19 protein-coding genes are annotated in these 18,124 nt (G+C 45.9%); 7 read left to right on the forward strand and 12 right to left on the reverse strand.

All coding sequences use genetic code 11. The features are described from left to right. Positions 1-27 precede the first annotated feature (27 nt). The 7 genes from MKX50_RS15285 to tlp all read left to right on the forward strand — a co-directional run bounded on the left by MKX50_RS15285 (position 28) and on the right by tlp (position 7,954). On the forward strand, positions 28-492 hold the full coding sequence (locus MKX50_RS15285; RefSeq protein WP_213590563.1) for a hypothetical protein: 465 nt from the start codon (positions 28-30) through the stop codon (positions 490-492). Positions 493-581: 89 nt separating this feature from the next. Beyond that, positions 582-1,181: a hypothetical protein gene (locus tag MKX50_RS15290; protein ID WP_213590562.1), complete on the forward strand. Its 600-nt coding sequence runs from the start codon at positions 582-584 to the stop codon at positions 1,179-1,181. A gap of 12 nt (positions 1,182-1,193) precedes the next feature. Beyond that, the gene (locus tag MKX50_RS15295) at positions 1,194-3,320 is read left to right on the forward strand and encodes a hypothetical protein (RefSeq protein WP_213590561.1); all 2,127 of its coding nucleotides are present in this window, start codon (positions 1,194-1,196) and stop codon (positions 3,318-3,320) included. A gap of 41 nt (positions 3,321-3,361) precedes the next feature. Further along, positions 3,362-6,190, forward strand: a complete 2,829-nt coding sequence (locus tag MKX50_RS15300) for a DNRLRE domain-containing protein (RefSeq protein ID WP_339157311.1) — start codon at positions 3,362-3,364, stop codon at positions 6,188-6,190. A 62-nt stretch (positions 6,191-6,252) separates the two neighbouring features. Beyond that, positions 6,253-6,732 carry a phage holin family protein gene (locus MKX50_RS15305; RefSeq protein ID WP_244996380.1) on the forward strand — a complete coding sequence of 160 codons (480 nt, stop codon included), beginning with the start codon at positions 6,253-6,255 and terminating at the stop codon, positions 6,730-6,732. A gap of 35 nt (positions 6,733-6,767) precedes the next feature. After that, a complete protein-coding gene (locus tag MKX50_RS15310) occupies positions 6,768-7,652 on the forward strand; it encodes a peptidoglycan recognition family protein (protein WP_339157312.1) in 885 nt (294 codons plus the stop codon). A gap of 77 nt (positions 7,653-7,729) precedes the next feature. Next, complete coding sequence (tlp, locus tag MKX50_RS15315) at positions 7,730-7,954, forward strand: small acid-soluble spore protein Tlp (RefSeq protein ID WP_339157313.1); 225 nt, start codon at positions 7,730-7,732, stop codon at positions 7,952-7,954. A 154-nt stretch (positions 7,955-8,108) separates the two neighbouring features. Here the strand turns inward: tlp and MKX50_RS15320 are convergent, their stop codons facing one another. From MKX50_RS15320 to MKX50_RS15375, 12 genes are all read right to left on the reverse strand, one after another. Beyond that, positions 8,109-8,546: a peptidylprolyl isomerase gene (locus MKX50_RS15320; RefSeq protein ID WP_155610169.1), complete on the reverse strand. Its 438-nt coding sequence runs from the start codon at positions 8,544-8,546 to the stop codon at positions 8,109-8,111. Positions 8,547-8,660: 114 nt separating this feature from the next. Continuing rightward, on the reverse strand, positions 8,661-9,992 hold the full coding sequence (lysA, locus tag MKX50_RS15325) for a diaminopimelate decarboxylase (RefSeq protein ID WP_339157314.1): 1,332 nt from the start codon (positions 9,990-9,992) through the stop codon (positions 8,661-8,663). A 109-nt stretch (positions 9,993-10,101) separates the two neighbouring features. Then, complete coding sequence (locus tag MKX50_RS15330; protein ID WP_213590556.1) at positions 10,102-11,760, reverse strand: spore germination protein; 1,659 nt, start codon at positions 11,758-11,760, stop codon at positions 10,102-10,104. A gap of 48 nt (positions 11,761-11,808) precedes the next feature. After that, positions 11,809-12,234 (reverse strand): stage V sporulation protein AB, encoded by a 426-nt coding sequence (locus MKX50_RS15335; RefSeq protein WP_213590555.1) that lies wholly within the window; start codon positions 12,232-12,234, stop codon positions 11,809-11,811. After that, complete coding sequence (locus MKX50_RS15340) at positions 12,231-12,872, reverse strand: stage V sporulation protein AA (protein WP_213590554.1); 642 nt, start codon at positions 12,870-12,872, stop codon at positions 12,231-12,233. Before MKX50_RS15340 ends, MKX50_RS15335 begins: the two co-directional genes overlap by 4 nt. Positions 12,873-13,042: 170 nt before the next feature. Continuing rightward, positions 13,043-13,798, reverse strand: a complete 756-nt coding sequence (sigF, locus tag MKX50_RS15345) for an RNA polymerase sporulation sigma factor SigF (RefSeq protein WP_155610174.1) — start codon at positions 13,796-13,798, stop codon at positions 13,043-13,045. An 11-nt stretch (positions 13,799-13,809) separates the two neighbouring features. Next, complete coding sequence (spoIIAB, locus tag MKX50_RS15350; RefSeq protein WP_213590553.1) at positions 13,810-14,262, reverse strand: anti-sigma F factor; 453 nt, start codon at positions 14,260-14,262, stop codon at positions 13,810-13,812. Beyond that, positions 14,259-14,612 (reverse strand): anti-sigma F factor antagonist, encoded by a 354-nt coding sequence (gene spoIIAA, locus MKX50_RS15355; RefSeq protein ID WP_213590552.1) that lies wholly within the window; start codon positions 14,610-14,612, stop codon positions 14,259-14,261. The genes spoIIAB and spoIIAA overlap by 4 nt, the downstream gene beginning before the upstream one ends. A gap of 89 nt (positions 14,613-14,701) precedes the next feature. Next, positions 14,702-15,889, reverse strand: coding sequence for a D-alanyl-D-alanine carboxypeptidase family protein (locus MKX50_RS15360; RefSeq protein WP_244996379.1), 1,188 nt, complete (start codon positions 15,887-15,889; stop codon positions 14,702-14,704). Between the two features lie 172 nt (positions 15,890-16,061). Next, positions 16,062-16,889 carry a purine-nucleoside phosphorylase gene (locus MKX50_RS15365; protein ID WP_213590551.1) on the reverse strand — a complete coding sequence of 276 codons (828 nt, stop codon included), beginning with the start codon at positions 16,887-16,889 and terminating at the stop codon, positions 16,062-16,064. Positions 16,890-16,924: 35 nt separating this feature from the next. After that, a complete protein-coding gene (gene xerD, locus MKX50_RS15370; RefSeq protein ID WP_213590550.1) occupies positions 16,925-17,842 on the reverse strand; it encodes a site-specific tyrosine recombinase XerD in 918 nt (305 codons plus the stop codon). 23 nt (positions 17,843-17,865) lie between these two features. Next, positions 17,866-18,102 (reverse strand): DUF4227 family protein, encoded by a 237-nt coding sequence (locus MKX50_RS15375; RefSeq protein WP_213590549.1) that lies wholly within the window; start codon positions 18,100-18,102, stop codon positions 17,866-17,868. Positions 18,103-18,124: the final 22 nt, after the last annotated feature.

Genomic DNA, 18,124 nt, shown 5'->3' on the forward strand with positions numbered 1-18,124 from the left:
TTTATTAATTTTAGGAGGAGATTATAAATGGCAATAGCACCAAAGGTTGAATTTACACAGCCAAATGGAACAACCCCAGTTAGCCTTTTAGATTTTGACACAGTTGATGCAGGCACTTTCTCAAGAGAGTTCTCAATTTTAGTATGGAATAATAGAGGGCAATCTTCGGCTGTATCAGATATGACACAATGCACAGTTACTACTCATGATCAAAATGGTGGAAATACAGGAGAGTTAGTGACAGGTCGTTGGATTGAAGTTCGAGTGGATTCAATGGGGGAAAACACATTTACTCCAATCGGAGGAACTAACTCAAAAACAATTCAAGCAGAGGGCGTAGGAGCTGGCATTATTTCTGGGGCGGTCAATAACGGTACGGTTGCTGGAGCTAAGCAGAATTATGCTCAATTAACCTTTGTCGCAAACGTTCCTACTTTAGCAACTGCTGGTAATGTTGACTTCTTGATTCGTGTATCCTACCAGTTCCCTTGATTTACAAGAAAAATAAACAATACTGATTTGGGACACCTACAAAGGTGTCCTTTTTTAATTTATTCCAATACAATGGGAGGCTATTTAAAATGTTGCGAAACATCCATCCATGCTCACCAGTTGAACAAGATTTTATTTGGGTTGCTGAGTATGATGATAATACATATTTAACCGAGTATAACTTTGATGACAAGAAAGGTAATTTATTTGATTCAATTGATAAAGATAGACTTCTTAGATTTGGAATAATAGGCCTCGGAAGAAGATTTCATTATGAGGTCTGGGGTGGCACTTTCAGAGTCGATGGAAAAATGTATGAATTTTTCTTTGAAACCAAGGATAAAACAATACCACTGACTGGTAATCAAATCTACTACAATGATGTGATTTCTTATAAATCCGCTGAAGTTTTTTTAAATCCCTCAACTCTGCAATCAGTAAGAGGCACTACAATCACAAGCTATACGTTTGGATATAAAGTGGGTATAGATAGAGAAAATAATGAGTTACAGTTTAAAGCTCAATGCGTGATTCCATATGATAGTCCTCTTCATTTTAATTTCAGATTGGTTTCTAGCAAGAGTCTAACTGGCGATTTTGTTATTAGAAAAAATGGCAAAGAGATTGATCGAATTAAAACATCCCTAAAGAAGAATGTTGCTAGTGAACTAAATTGGATTATTCAATAAGGAGGTGACCATATGAGCCTAGGAATAAATAAATTAGAGGCTATTGAGCTGCCGAAGCCAAAATATGTTGATAACAACGGCATTGAGCAAGACGTGGAATTAGAGGTTACTTCAAGCTCTGATTACAGATATGAATTTGAGAATAATACGAACTTGATTAAAACTTATTTCAAGAAAAATATTAGCGAGTACGCGCCGGTCAAAGTGGTTGTTGGAGATCGTTTTTTTGAGTGGACTCCTTTCGGAGTAGGATTCGCAGATGAGCATGGCAATGAAGATTGGTTTGGAAGAATCAATGATGCTCAGGCAGAGATTGACGGCAATAAAGTCATCTATAAAGATTTGTTGCTTGACATTGACGATGAGTTCATCGTGAATGCTGGCGAGTTGAAGCACAATACCATTTTGAACTCTAAACCAGTCTATAATCATACATTGCCAGGCAGACAAATTAGTGTTGTCGTTGATGGGATCATTGATTTCTCTACAGATATTGAAATGTATGTAGGCGATACGCTTCAGCAGGATGAGTTTGAAACCTCATCAGAGATTCAGTTTAGGGATAATATTGGCGAAACTGTTTTCACTTTGCCCCCGCCAATTGCCTATGAAGTCAACGGAAGTGAAAGTGTTCAATGCTTGTATAAAGTGATCAAGATCGGGAACGTAATTAGTCTGAAAATTTTTACGCCTTATGCATGGATTGAGGATAGTGGTAGAACGTTCCCTCTAGCGATAGATCCAACATTGCAAATTATAGGAGCTGGAAATAATGCATCGCAAGTATACAATGGAGTGATTTCTAATAACAATACTTATTTATCTGTCCACGACAATAACGCCTACAGAAGAAGATTGTATAAAATTAATCAATCTCAAAAAACTTTAGAGGAGACACCATTTTTTAAGAATACGATAATAGATTCAAGGGTGGATAGCCAAGCCGCCTTCTCTCCAGATGACAGATACTTTTTCTGCGGTGGAGTCTCTACTTTTGATGTGTATCAATACAACAGGATTACACAAGATTATGACACACTTATCTTTAGAGAAACCAATAAAAGAACGAATGCTGTTTATATTACAGATAATAGTAAGTATTTGTTCAAGGGCAACAACTATGCATTGGAATGCTGTAAGTTTGATCCCAATCATCCTACTCAAAAATTAACAATATTATCGAGTATCGGGACTTCTTATTATCCAAGAAAAATTTATTTAACTAAAAACGAAAATTATTTATTTTGCCAACAGGGTACCGGTGGAGCGACATCAAACATTACTTTTAGAATATATTTGTTTTCTAATGGTGTAATCAGTTCAAATACCTTAAATCTTCCTTCTCCCCTTACAGTTACTAATATTGTAGATTTTGCAGTAACCAACGATGAGAAGTTTATAATTTTCAGTAGGACAACGGCTCCATATATTCTAATTTGCCCCTTCGATTCCAATTCGGGATCAATAGGCACACCCATTTCTGTAACTATAGATATGGATACAGCCCCTGCAAGGCATCTAGTACTTTCTAAGAAAAATCAATATCTTGTCATGGCTCAATCTACAGCCAATTATCCTCGGTTCTCAATTTATAACTTTGATAAAGATGCTGGTATAATCGATGAAAAAGTACATATCAACCCTGTGGATATGGAACCATTTAATACACCATATGAGCTTAAATTTTCTCCAGATGGTTCGTTGTTGCTTTATTCTCAGGCCGCAGCTGCCCCTAATTCTATGTTTTTGTATAAGTTCCTCCACGAACCAGAAAACAATATATATTTTAAAGATCCTGGCACTGAAGATTACTATTCCGATAATAAAGGCAACACCCTTATGCTCATTGACTTTGGAACAATTGTTGCGGGTCAAACTACTAGTCCCAAAGAAATATTACTAGAAAATTGCTATGACTATGCTGTGAATAATATTCAATTATCAATATCAAATCCGTCTCAAGGATTTAGAGTTGAGCTAAGTGAAACCGATCTTCCTTTCATACCTCAACAAACACTTAGCTTTAATCAAACACTGGATACGAGAGAAACCATTCCATTTTATATTCGAGTTACGACAACAGATCAATCTCAGTCAGGTGGGATGTTTGAGGTATTAGCTAAATGCGATGTAGTCTAAATGGCTACATCAAATTCCAATACAATGGAAGAAGGTGAAAAATGTTTAGAATAGTTGAGCAAACTCAAGCTCATATGCAGCAAGGATACTTTAGTAACTCAGATATATATGTGGATGGGTATGGGAAGTTAACGTTAGTAAATAGAAACATGCAGACGAACCTGGCATTGAATAAGCCGTATACAAAGACATTGAATGCAGCTCTAACTTCTTCAGATGTAAATAATATAATGTTTACTGATGGAAATAAGAATAGCTTCTTTAGGTATGCAAGCACTCTTCAAGAAGATATTACAGTTGATTTAGGTTCGGAAATGGTTATTGGTGGAACCCAATTTTTTACTGGGGCAACTACAAACACTACTCAACATTACGTTGAGATTTTGATTAGTAGTGATGGAAATACTTTTAGGTCTATTAGTAAAGAGGGCACTGGCTTAAATCAGCAATATGTTGTTCTCAATGCGTTTACGGGGGTAAGAGCAAGGTACGTTAAGTTTAGTCTGTTAAAAAATACTCCAGGGATTATTACTGTCTCTGAAGGTGAAATATATGCGGGTCACAGCTATACAGGGTATAGAGAGCATATCTATGATATTTCTTCGGTAGGGACGCTAAGAACAAACAATGCTTTTTGGATGGAAGAGACACCTTATGAAACAAGTGTCATCGTAGAAACATCCATCTCTTTAGATAGTGGAGCAACCTGGTCTACTTGGCAGCCTTTGATTAATGGAAGTTCAATTCAAAACGTTCCGCTGGGGACAGACATAAGCAACGGTCGATTAAAAGTTAGAGCCACTCTATCAACAAATAGCATCAATGTTCCCTCCTTCTATAACTTTAATATGTACTTTGACGATATTCCTAAGACTGATGAGAAGTATATAATTATCCCTAGAAATGCTTATTCGTTAAATAAAATAACTCCTGAGATGGCTTCGCCAAATACTCCAGCGCCGTATGTAGCAACTGGTACTGGAACAGCAGAACCAGCAACGCCAACTGCATGGAAGCTATTTGATGGTATAAAAATAGGAAGTGTATTGAGCGATACATGGAGACCATATGGTATCGGTACTTATGCTCAAATCGATTTGGGTAGCGGAAATGCAAAGGCTATTTCGGGATATCACCTCTATAAACACTCCTCAAGCTCTGGGTTAAGAGCGTTTCGTATTGAAGGAAGCTTTGATGGATTGAGCTGGGAAACAGTTGACGAACAATTATTTGCTATATGGTCAGGTAATGAATTTTACCATCAACTCAATTCCCTAAAACACAATAAATTATTTAGATACTACAGACTATATATGACTACGACTGAGAGACCATATCTTTGGGAACTAGAGCTCTTCGAACTCGTAGACGGCAACGGATACCAAATCAAATCATCCTTGATTGTTCCCTACGGCACATCTTTACCATCAAAGCTCTATATACCACCACATAATAAGGCTACAGGCTATGTAGATGTTCGTGGAGTCTATCGATATGATTTGCCAGCAACTGTAAGCATCAAGGTACACGATAACCTAGCGTGCCGAATCAATATTCCTATCAATAATCGGGCAAGTGCTATTGTTAACATTGTTCAACAACCAACTAAAACACTCTCATTGTCACCAATAAAAGATGCTTTTGTCCGTGAAAGCACCCCAAAATTCAACTATGGCACAGAACATGATTTATATGTTGGTTATAACTCTAAATTTAATGAGAAGTATCGCTCTTTTGTTGAGTTCGATATATCTGCATTGCCAGCAGATCAAATCATTAAATCTGCTCACTTTAAATTATTTCATGAGCTCGAAGGAACCCCTGTTCAGAAGGTCGAGATTTATGAATTAGATCGTGAATGGAATGAACGAGGGATTACGTGGGATAACCAACCATTACCGATCAGTAAGATTGCTGAACTCGATGTAGGTAATGCTGGAGGTTATTTAGTCGTTGACTTTACGGATATTGTCAAGGATTGGTATGAGGGTAATAAAAAGAATAATGGCTTTATCATTAAGCTTGAGGATGAGAGTGAACAATACTACAAGCGGTTCTATTCCCGAGAAAGCCGAAATATTCCAATGCTTGATATTGAATATATTGATCAGACTGTTTACACCTACGAAAAAGCAGACCTAAGAAACAACCATTTACTTGTTCGTCAGAACATGGATAAATCAGTTGCTGCGAAGATCAATGTTAATCAGGTATGGTTTAGAGAAAATATCAAGTCAAGAGTCAAAATTGCTAACATGGGTGTTATTGATGGCACTTTGGCTGTTAAAGACCCTGTAATACCATCTAAGATAAATGTACGGCAATTTGCTACAGATGATTTGACTGCAAAGCTTAGTGTTTTAATCAAGGGTGCAGGGGATATTCCATCCACTATGTTTGTTAATAGGAAATTCGCGTTCGCACGTTTGATTGTAAGACAAAAAAGGGTCATTGGTTTAACCTCTAAGATGGTAGTTAGGGTTAAAAAGGATCATGATCTACAATCAATAGTCGCTGTAAAAAACCCTTACCTAAGCGCTAGAATTTCCGTAGTAAAGAGCGAGTATCTACCAGGAAAGATTTTTGTTGTTGGTAATGGAGAAAAAATATTGCCAGCCAAAATCTTTGTTCAGAAATCTGATTTTAAAGATATTGCTGCTCATATTCGAGTTTTTGAAAAGCAGCTCTTGCCAGGTACTTTGTTTGTTAAATCGGGTTATTTAAAGGCGAGGCTATCCATTCCTGAGACTGAGCACCTTGATCTATCATCACGAATCAGAGTCAGAGTGAAATGGGCTGCCGACTTAAAGAGCCGGATTGTCATTGACGATCCTAATGGAGATTCGCAGGGTTATGTGTATATATTGTAGCTTTTCCTTGAGACTTCTCATCGTGAGAGGTCTCTTTCATTTTTCAAAGCGAAGGGAATGGAATGATGAACAACTATATTAAGTTACTCGAGATCAAAGGTTTGATCCTCACCTATCTCAAGCCGCTGACGGCCAAAGAAATTGGATTCTACGGCATTTTTGGCGTAGCAGGGAGTATAATCGCTCAATCATATGGAGGTTGGAGTCCAGCAATGACATTACTAATTATTCTCATGGGTTCTGACTACATCACAGGCATCCTCGCCAGCCTGAAGGAGGGCCGGGGTATCGCCAGCACTGCGTCATTCTGGGGTCTGATCAAGAAAGGCCTGATGCTACTTTCCGTGCTGATCGCGCACCATGTGGACATTGTGATGAATACCAATGCCGTCATGATCGGAAGTATTTATTTCTGGTATGCTAATGAAATTATTTCACTGGCTGAAAATTACGGAAGACTGGAGCTTCCCTTTCCAGAATTCATTAAAGAGAAAATAGCCATGCTTAAAGGCAAAGAAAAACACAATGAAACTGTAAAATAAACTACGATCAAACGTACAATTACAAGGAGACAATAATGAAGCAGCAAGGCCATTTTCTGCTGATGGAACGCTCGGAATTCCGTGACTGGCTGCAGAAACAGACTATTACAAGGAGCATCAGCAAGCTGCAGGTGCACCACACCGCCTCCCCGAACTATACAACCCGCAAAAAGAGCAACGGGATTGCGCATCAGGATGCTTTTGCTTGCCTGGAGGGAATGCGGAACTACCATGTTAACACCAACAAATGGAGAGCGACCGGCCAAAACATCACCATTATGGAAGACGGCCGGATCGCCATTTCCCTGGACAGGGATTTGAACCAGACGCCAGCAGGCATTGTCAATCAGAATAGCGGATGGATCTGCATGGAGATCATAGGCAATTTTGACGCTCATCATGACGTGATGACTGCGGAGCAGCAGCGGTCCGTCGTCCATGTATATGCCTGCTTATGTGACAAGCTGTCCATTCCCATTGATACCCATCACATTGCTTACCATGCCTGGTTTACGAGCTCCGGCATCCGATTGCCGGACTACACTCCTGGCCTATCCGCAAAGACATGTCCAGGTACAAGCTTCTGGGGCCATGGCAATACAGTGGCCGCAGCCAATCAAGGATTTATTCCTGCCATCAGGCAGGAATTAGAACGACTACAACATAATGAAACGGTGGAACAGCCAATGACCGCAGATGAGAAACAAGCTTTTGACGAGCTTAAGAAGCAAGTAGCCAGCTTAACGCTAAAAGCTGCACTGCCGCATATCCCTGCTTATGCCCAACCCGCTATTGATGAGCTAAGTAAAATGAAGGATAAGAACGGCAACCCTGTATTAAATACCGTCCATGGCCGAAGCCAGGATTTTTACGACACCTTAACGATACTCTTTCGGGCAGGAGTAATTGCACAGAAATAACCAAGCTGCCCAGTTTGCATAAAAGCGTTTGTCGGCGGGAAAATTACATACAACATGCTGACAAGGAGGTAATTATTGTGGCCAAACCGGACGATCGTTCCGATAACGTGGAGAAATTACAGGATGCCATCCAGGATACCATTGAAAACTTCCGTGAAGGACAGGATTATTTAAGCGAGCATGCCGATGAAATCAGCGGCGAAGAGAAGGCCCAAATCGAGGCTAAAAATGAACGCCGTTTGCATAGTATCGAAGGCTTCCGTGAAGAGGTTAAGGACGAAGCCACCGACGCTCGGAAGTAATCCAAATCTGTCTGTTAATCTTAACTTCAGAGAGAACCAGGATCTTCCTATCCTGTGTTCTCTCTTTCCTATTGGCTATTTCAACTATATTTATCCCCAATAAAAAATGACACCGATCTCCCGATCGATGCCATCCTTCTACATCTTCGTTTAATTACGCTTCGTCCCAAACGGTAACTTCCTTCATTTTGTCGCCAGGACGGATTTCGTCCACAAGCTCCATGCCGGAGGTCACTTTTCCGAACACCGTGTGTACGCCGTTTAAATGCGGCTGTGGCTCATAAACGATAAAGAACTGGCTTCCGCCCGTATCTTTGCCCGCATGCGCCATAGACAGCACGCCACGCTCGTGCTTCGTCGTATTCGTAGCCGTCTCGCATTTGATGGTGTAGCCAGGTCCGCCTGTGCCGTTTCCAGTTGGGCAGCCGCCTTGGGCCACGAAACCAGGGATAACACGGTGGAACGTTAGTCCGTTATAGAAGCCGGAGTTAGCCAGCTTCTCGAAGTTTGCTACAGTGCCCGGCGCTTCTTCCGGCAAAAATTGAATTTCTACCTCTCCGCCTTTTTCCAGTACGATCTTGCCTTTTTTCATATCGGATCACTTCCTTCTTTATTCTCAGTGAGACAAACCTCTTACAGTTTACTATGAAATCGGGTTATGAGCAAAAAAATCCGCCGCCAATTTTGGCGGCGGAACGATTAAGCCTTATTTAAACGAGGGCTGCTTGGAAATGCGCTCAGGAATGACATCGCACGAGATGATATCCTCCAGCGTCTCGCGCTTAACGACAACGTCGCTAACCCCATCCTTGACGAAGATGACCGCCGGACGCCGGATACGGTTATAATTGCTGGCCATGGCGTAGTTATACGCTCCTGTGCAGGATACAGCAAGCAGATCCCCCTGGTTTGCCTTAGGCAGCTCCAGATCCCAAATGAGCATATCCCCGCTCTCACAGCATTTGCCGGCAATCGACACCGTCTCTTCATTGTCATCATTGCCCCGGTTCGCCAGCATGGCCTCATATTTGGAGTCGTACAACGCTGGACGCGGGTTATCCGTCATCCCGCCGTCAACGGCAACATATTTGCGTACGCCGGGAATGTCCTTCGTCGAGCCGATCGTGTACAGCGTTGTACCGGCATCGCCGATAATGCTGCGGCCCGGCTCAACCCAAATTTCTGGAATTTGCGCATAGACTAGCGCGAAATACTTCTTCACTGCATCTGTGATCGCTTTGACATACTGAGATACATGCAGCGGCTGATCCTCCTCGGTGTAACGGATTCCAAAGCCTCCACCCAGATTGACGACCTTGAACACGACGCCAAGCGTCTCCTTGACGTCCGCCGCAAATTGAGCAACACGCTCTACGGCAAGCTCGAAGCCCTCCACTTCAAAAATTTGCGAACCGATATGAGAATGCAGGCCAAGCAAACGCAGATTCAAGCTTCCGGAGGCAAGCTCTACCGCCTCTTTCGCCGAGCCGTTCCCAATATCGAAGCCAAATTTCGAGTCAGTCTGGCCTGTTGAAATGAATTCATGCGTATGTGCTTCCACACCAGGAGTCACACGCAGGAGCACGTTCACAGCGATGCCCTTTTCCGCAGCGATCGCTTGCAGCATATGCAGCTCCGTGAAATTGTCCACAACGAAGCAGCCAATGCCCGCGCTAATGGCCATTTCCAGCTCATCCAACGTTTTGTTGTTGCCATGGAAGTGAATCCGCTCCGCCGGGAACCCGGCTTGCAGTGCCGTATACAGCTCCCCTTCCGAAACGACGTCCAAGGACAGGCCCTCTTCCTCCACAACTCTGCACATCGCCATCACGCAGAAAGCCTTGCTCGCATAAGCTACCTGGAAAGACAGGCCGGATTGCTTGAAAGCATCCATATATTCGCGGCATCTTTGCCGTACAAGTGCTTCATCAACGATATATAGCGGAGTACCATACTGCTGCTTCAGTTCGACGGTATCACAGCCGCCGATTTCGAGATGCCCTTTGGCATTAATTTTACTAGTACCATGTAAATACATTTAGCACTCTCCACTTTCAACTTTTACACCAGTATAGCAAACATTAGGTGAACTGAAAAATGGATTTTTGTGAATATCATTTGTATTTTTTTACGGACAACCTTATCCGCTACTCATTACGCGGCATGCGAGTGCGGTCCCTTGTCTTGTTGAAGGATGGCCTTTGTTTGGAGGTCATGACCGGCAAGCGGAAAAAAATGGCGGCCATTGCCTTTGCATTAAACGGTATAAACGGCCACAGATAGGAGGAGTTATAGGACCGCCGCAGCGTCAGCCAAACAATGTAGGCCGTCACGCCAACGACAAACCCCGGACCGCCGAAGATCGCAACAGCGATAAGCAAGCCCAGCCGAATCACCCGGTTGGCAAGCCCCAGCTCATAGCTCGGCGTGGCAAACATTCCAATGGCCGCGACAGCCATATACAGCACGACCTCGTTGACGAACAAACCTGTTTTCACAGCAATATCTCCAATGAGTATTGCCGCGATCAGACCCATCGCCGAAGCAAGCGGAGTCGGCGTATGTACCGCAGCCATCCGAAGCAGATCTACGCCGAATTCAATCAGAAGAAACTGGGCGATCAGCGGGATTTTAGCCTGGGACTGCGGGCCAATAAATGACAGCGCAGCTGGCTTAAGCTCGGGATGAATCACCATGAGGAGCCATAATGGAAGCAAAAATAACGAAGCAAAGATGCCGGCAAACCGTACCCAGCGTAAATAGCTGCCCATAAATGCCGTCTGCCTGTTCTCCTCCGCATGCTGGCATAGATCAAAAAATGTCGTCGGGAAAATAATGACACTGGGCGATGTATCGCTAAAGAGCGCAACCCGCCCTTCTAGAATATGCGAAGCAACGACATCCGGCCGCTCCGAATACCGGACCAGCGGGTACGGATTCCAGCCCTTGCGCACGATCGCTTCTTCCAATTGTTTTTCCGCTAGCGGAATGCCGTCGATATCAATGGATGTGATCTTCTCGCGTACGGAATCGACCTGCGTTTTATCAACAATATCATCGATATAAGCGATGCATACATCAGTTTGCGTTCTGCGCCCCACCTTATGCAATTCAAAGGTGAGGCCAGGATCGCGGAGCCGCCGGCGGACAAGCGTAATGTTCGTCAGCAGGGTTTCGGTAAATCCGTCCCTCGCCCCTCTCACAACACGTTCGAGCGATGGCTCTTCCGGATTCCGTACCGGGTACGTCCGGGTATCCATCACTAACGCTTCCTGCTCCCCATGAATGAACAAGGCGCTCATTCCGCTGAGCACCATCGTAATGACATCGCTCAGCTTATTGATCTTTTTTACCTGGATATGCGGGATATAAAGGTCAAAAAAAGCATGCAGCGCCCCGGAAGATACATTATCGGGCGACAAATATGTCAAGCGTTTCAAAATTTCCTGTAAAATATCCTCCTTCGCAAAGCCGCTGATGAAGAACAAACCTGTTCGCGTTTCCCCGAAGGTCATTTCGCGAAAATCAATATCAAAGCTCTTGCCGAGGCCGACGACCTCCTCCAGCGTTTTTTTCGTCGTATCTAAATCCTCGCTAATCCTGCCGCTTTTCTGCCAATATACGACCGATTCCTCAATCGTATCGGAATGCTCGTTCTCTACCTTCTGATTCCGCAGCTCTTTGTTCTCGTCCCCCTGCCCCTTCTCTCTGTTAACACCGTCCGTCTCCTCGTCAGAGTGTTCCTCCGGATATGGAATAAATTCCGGCTGCTCCTGTGAATATTCGTTATGCTCCCGATCCGTCATATCCTTTGCCTCCTTCCATTAGACTCGCATCAATTGAGCCTTGCTGCTCTAAGGTGTATAAACAAAAAATTCAAATAAAGAACCGGCTACTTTGCCGAATACCATCGCCAGCAGCAGCCCCAGCAAATAATGCTGCATCCGCAGCCTCTTGGCGAGAATCGGTAGGACGTTAAGCACCTCGGTCAAGGCTGCCGCGAGCAGGCCGACGAAAATGCCATTCAACAAACCGACAAAGCCGCTAATCAGCCAAGGGCCATGCATATGCCACTGATAGAAATCGGCTACGGTTCCGATGAACGCTCCGCTGACCATGGCTCCTTCATACCAATGTACTTTGTCATACGTCCGGGTCACTTGGGCAAGTCTCGGAATGACGTCTAGAACGATAAAAAGGGCAATGACCCCCCCTCCCACCGCAACGCCTCCGGCCAACCCAAGAAAGACAAGCACCGCCGCTGACCAGGGTGAAATCAAGGGTCCTTCTCCCCCCGTCCTGCCGCTTTATGCATCTTCTTGTATTCCTCGGTAATGACGAATTGATCGAGGTTTTCTTGATATAGATACATTTCCACTTCGAGAGGAGTAGGCTCTTCATTCCACTTTTTCTTGAACAAATGATTGAAGAACACCACCATCCCGAAGCCGATGCCAAGGGAATAGGCTCCCTGGAACAAGTGCGGATGTTCATCCCGCTCTCCCGTAATCATTTCCACGATCCGTACCTGTACCGCCTGCATGCTGACATCCGCGTGGAAGTTCATAATCGTCAGCGCCGATCCGAAGAATAGAAGCAGCCAAACGGCAAGAAACAGAACCAGCAGCGGCCTTTTTTCCTTGCCGACCATCTCCACCAATACCTGAGGCTCGCCCATATACTCTATTTGAATATCCGGAATACGCTCTTGGAGGCGCGATATAATCTGCAGCATATCGATCAGAACAAGATTGCCGTCCTGCTCCCGCGGCTGCTTAAGGACAATGTCCAGAAGTCTCGGCTCAATGTTCGGGTCAGCTAGAACGCGCGCAACATCCCGAAGCCGCACATCCTGGCCGAGCGGAAGCTTGACATGCTTGCGCAGCTGCAAATATATCGTAGCTGTTCCCTGTTTCATCCTAACACCTCTTTCCAGGACGAATTGTCCATAGTATGCCAAGCGGGAGTCTGATTTACTCGCAACCCAGCAAAACACCTTGCCCTCTTTGAATATAAAAAACGGCTTCCGGTATTTAACCGAAAGCCGTTTAGTGCGACTGCTGTACTTACTAAACTAACCCTGCTGTGTTATTGGGCAATTTGGTCGCGAATGTTCTGCAGGATTTTTTTCTCCAGCCTCGATACCTGCACCTGGGAAATCCCTAACCGGGTTGCTACCTCAGACTGGGTCTGATCGCGGTAATAACGTAAATATACAATCAGCCGCTCCCGGTCGGACAAGCCATGTATCGCCTCGTGAAGCGCCAGCTTGTCGAACCATCGCTCCTGGGACTCATCAGCGATTTGATCCATCAGTGTGATCGGATCGCCATCGTTCTCAAACACCGTCTCATGAATCGAGGTCGGCGGTTTGTTGGCCTCCTGGGCAAATACGACATCCTCCGGCGTCAAGCCGAGCTCGTCCGCTACTTCCTTAACCGTGGGCAGGCGATTCAGTACTTTAGATAACTCATCCTTCTTCTTGCGAACCTTGTTCGCCATCTCCTTCAGCGAGCGGCTGACCTTAAGCGTCCCGTCATCGCGCAGAAACCGCTGGATTTCTCCGATAATCATCGGAACGGCGTATGTGGAAAATTTGACGTCATAACTGAGATCGAACTTATCCACTGATTTCAGCAAGCCGATACAGCCGATTTGGAACAGGTCCTCGGGCTCATACCCCCGATTCATAAACCGCTGCACTACCGACCAGACGAGCCGAATGTTGCAGTTCACCAGCCGATCCCGTGCACTATGGTCCCCGGATTGGCTCAGAGCAATCAACCGCTTCACTTCGGCATCATCCAAAAACTCTCTTGAGGTTTGCTTCACATCCGCATCCATAGATCCAACCCCTAATTATATAAAGCTTTCTTGGATACAATCCTCTTCTTCATCCGAATGGACGTGCCTCCGCCCATTTCGCTGGCAACGTCAAACTCATCCATGAAATTCTCCATGATCGTAAAGCCCATCCCCGAACGCTCCAGCTCCGGCTTAGACGTATAGAGTGGCTGCTTGGCAAGCTCAACGTCTTCGATTCCCCGTCCTTTGTCTTCTATCACCAAGGTAACGGTATCCCCTTCAATCTGGGCTGAAATCGTGACGATTCCATCGGGATCGTTGTCATATCCGTGAATAATGCAGTTCGTTACGGCTTCGGACACAACGGTCTTCAGATCCGTAATTTCATCCATGGTGGGATCGAGCTGCGATACAAATGCGGCAACCGTCACTCTGGCAAAGGATTCATTCTCCGATCTTGCGGCAAATTGCAGCGACATGAAATTGCTGGCGGACTGGTTCATAATGCGACCTCCAATTCAGAGAGCGCATCGCTCTCATTCTCGAAAATGCTCATGATCTTGAAGAGACCCGACATTTCGAACAGCCGGTATACCGAGCGGTTTACGTCACACAGCACCATTTTTCCGCCCTTATGCTTAATTAGCTTATATCTTCCAAGTATGACGCCCAGACCCGAGCTGTCCATAAATTCCAAGGACTTCAAGCTAAGCACTAGATGGCGGCAATCCCCCCGCGCAATCTCCTCATCCATTCGCATACGGACGTCGTCGGCCGTATGGTGATCCAGCTCTCCGCTTAAACGCACGATCAGCGTCTCGCGGTGCCTTACCATTTCCACATGTAAATTCACGTCTGTTCACTCTCCTCCCTGACATGAACACAACAATTCGATAAGCCCCAGCAGAATTCCTTCCGCCTGACAAAACTAGAAGAAAAACCCTATGAATCTACAAAAAACAGATGCGAGGCAGAGCGCTTGAACATCGTCCACCAACCTGCCTTATTAATATCCGTTGGTGATTTCAATGGGAACTCGGTGATAACCTTATTCTCCTGATAAACGATCAGCTTCCCGATATTTTGGCCTTTCTTGATCGGGGCAGCAAGCTTCTCAGGTACCTCAAGCTTATGAGTGATGCTGCCCGGGGCAGCTCCCTTGTTGACCAGCACATTCAGTTGGCGGGCCGCAGACAGCTCCAGCATTGAGGATTGTCCCTTTTGGATCTTCACTCTTCCGATCACTTCGCCGGCCTTGTAAATCGGCATCAGAGCATATTGGGAGAAGGCGTAATCGAACATGGCGGAAACCTCACTGTTCCGCGTCTTCGTATTTGGTTCTCCCAGGACAACGGCGATCAGCCGCAGGCCATCTCTTTGCGCCGTGGCCGCCAAACAGAATTTGGCCTCCGACGTATAACCGGTCTTCAATCCGTCCGCGCCGGTGTAGAAGCGGACGAGCTTGTTCGTGTTGACAAGCCAGAACGGCTTTTGCGTATTCTGCCGCAAGTAATCCTGGTACGCCCCCGTATATTTCGTAACCTCCGGATGCTTCAGCAGCTCCCGGCTCATGATGGCAATGTCATAAGCTGAGCTGTAATGTCCCTCGACAGGAAGACCGTTACAGTTCTTAAATTGCGTATTCTTCATTCCAAGCTCGGCAGCCCGCTGATTCATTAGCCTGACAAAGCCTTTTTCCGATCCGGCGATTTTCTCGGCGATCGCCACAGAAGCGTCATTGCCTGAGGCCATTGCTATGCCTTTGAGCAATTCTTCCACGGTCATTTGTTCCCCTGCCTCCAAGAATATTTGCGAACCGCCCATCGAAGCTGCGTATTCGCTTGTAGTCACTTTATCCGAAAGCTTCAAGGTGCCTTTCTCAATCGCCTCCATCGTCAGCAGCATGGTCATGATTTTCGTGATGCTGGCTGGCGGCAGCTTGTCATGGCTTTTCTTCTCGTAAATGATTGTCCCCGTATCAGCATCCATTAACACGGCGGAATTGGCATTTTCCGCCAATAGAACATCCCCATCCTCATGCGCCCCGCCGTGATTGGCGGACATGGCCGCCGGCCAGGCCGGGAAAATCAGCAGAACTGCGATGCTCCAAATTATCAGCCGCTTGCTCAAGAATAGTCCCCCTTCAACATATTTTACAAAATATTGGATTCTGCTAACCTAGTATCGGCGAAAGAAAGCCAATATATTCCTGTCGAAGCAAAAAAAACAGCGCCCCCTCCGATCTTGGCAAGATCGTTGAGAACGCCCGATAAAATCTTTATAGTTTGACGCTAGTCCAATGTTACAATTTGGGGATAATTCCGAGCACGAGGTTAAGGAACTTCTCACGAACCCGGTCCGTCGTCTCGATCACTTCCTCATGGGAAAGCGGCTGATCCAGAATGCCAGCAGCCATATTGCTGATACAGGATATGCCCAACACCTCGATGCCAGCATGTCTGGCTACGATAACCTCCGATACCGTGGACATGCCTACGGCATCTGCTCCCAGAGTACGGAACATTCTAATCTCTGCAGGCGTTTCGTATGATGGCCCTAACAAGCCTACATAGACGCCCTCCTGCAGCGGTACTTCCTTCTCTTTGGCTACCTGCTTGGCAATCTCGCGAAGCTTGCGGTTGTAGGCCTCCGACATATCTGGAAAACGCGGACCCTGTTCTGCATCATTCGGACCTACGAGCGGGTTTCTCCCCGTCATATTGATGTGATCCGAGATCAGCATCAGATCGCCAGGCTTGTAGGATGTGTTAATTCCGCCTGCTGCGTTTGTAACAAGCAGCTTTGCCACCCCAAGCGCCTTCATCACCCGAACCGGAAATGCCGTCAGTTCCGGACCGTAGCCTTCATACATGTGAAAGCGGCCCTTCATCAGCACGACAGGGGTTCCCTGCACCGTACCAATCAACAGCTCGCCCGCATGCCCCTCTACCGTCGATTGGGGAAAATAAGGAATATCCTTATAGGCGATGCTCACAGCCTCCTCGATATGGTCAGCCAGCACACCCAGGCCCGAGCCAAGGATCAAGCCGATCTTCGGCGCCACACCCGATTTGGAACGAATATAATCCGCGGCTTCCTGAATCATTCCTTGCGTTAATATCGTTGTCATTGTCATTAATCTCCTTTGTATAAAATATCATATGATTACGTTTGTCCAGTTGAAGAATCGAAGGCCTGCGCCTTACCCCGGGGATGAAATGCCTCATAGACAGACTTCAAGTTGGGTTTGCGCTTGCTTAAATACATCTGCACGGTAACCATATCGGCATGTCCTAGCATTTCCTGCACCGACTTTACGTCAGCGCCGCCTTCCAGCAAATGCACGGCAAAGGAATGACGGAGCGTGTGCGGCGTAATGTCCGCTTCGATCCCAGCCTCTCTGCCGTACTTCTTGACGATTTTCCAAAAACCCTGGCGAGAGAGCCGATCTCCCCTTGCATTAGGGAACAGTACTTCGGTGTCGGACCGGCTTAACATCTTCGGGCGGCTTTCCCTCAAATATTTCTCCAGCCACTCAGCCGTAACGGTCCCCATAGGGATAATCCGCTCCTTCCCGCCAGAGCATCGCACAAATTTCATAGCGGTATCGACGTCCTTGACATCCAGCGCAATAAGCTCGGATACGCGGATTCCTGTCGCATAGATTAGCTCCAGCATCGCTTTGTCACGCAGCCCGGAGGTCTGGGACACATCTGGCATGTCCAGCAGCAAATCAACCTCGGCCACAGTCAGCGTCTGCGGCGGGGACTTGTCGATTCTTGGCGCCTCAATCCATTCGCCCGGCTCCTGATCCAAAAGCCGCTCCCGCTGCAAATATGTAAAAAAAGCGCGCAGCGACACCGCGGATCTAGCCACAGTTGCCGGGGCTTTTCCAGAATGGCCGAGCATCGTAAAATAAAGCTTCACCCCTGCCCTCGTCAGTTGGGCGGGCTCATTCACCCCGCGCTCTTGTGAATAACTGATAAATTGCTCTACGTCCCGCTTGTAACATTCCAGCGTTGCCGCGCTTAACCTCTTATGATCAGTCAAATAACCCATAAACGGGGCAATATACTGTTCCAAGCTTCGCGCCCCCAGTTCTTCATTTATTCTCCGTACCAATAAAACAGCTTTAATCGATCCGCCATAAATTCAATTCCATAATTGCCGGCCCGCTCCGTTTGAAAAGCTTTAATGGCCGAGCCATCTGGAATACGGTATTTATCCTCTGGAAACAGATAGCCGCCGAATGTACCCAGCATCTTGTACAGCAAATATGCCAGCGCAATGAACAATATCCCAAACTTGACGCTCCGTAGCCATTTTCGAACTGAAATTACCATAAGCCTCTCCCTCTCCTATTTC

Source organism: Paenibacillus sp. FSL W8-0186 (assembly GCF_037969765.1).
Classification (GTDB): domain Bacteria; phylum Bacillota; class Bacilli; order Paenibacillales; family Paenibacillaceae; genus Fontibacillus; species Fontibacillus woosongensis.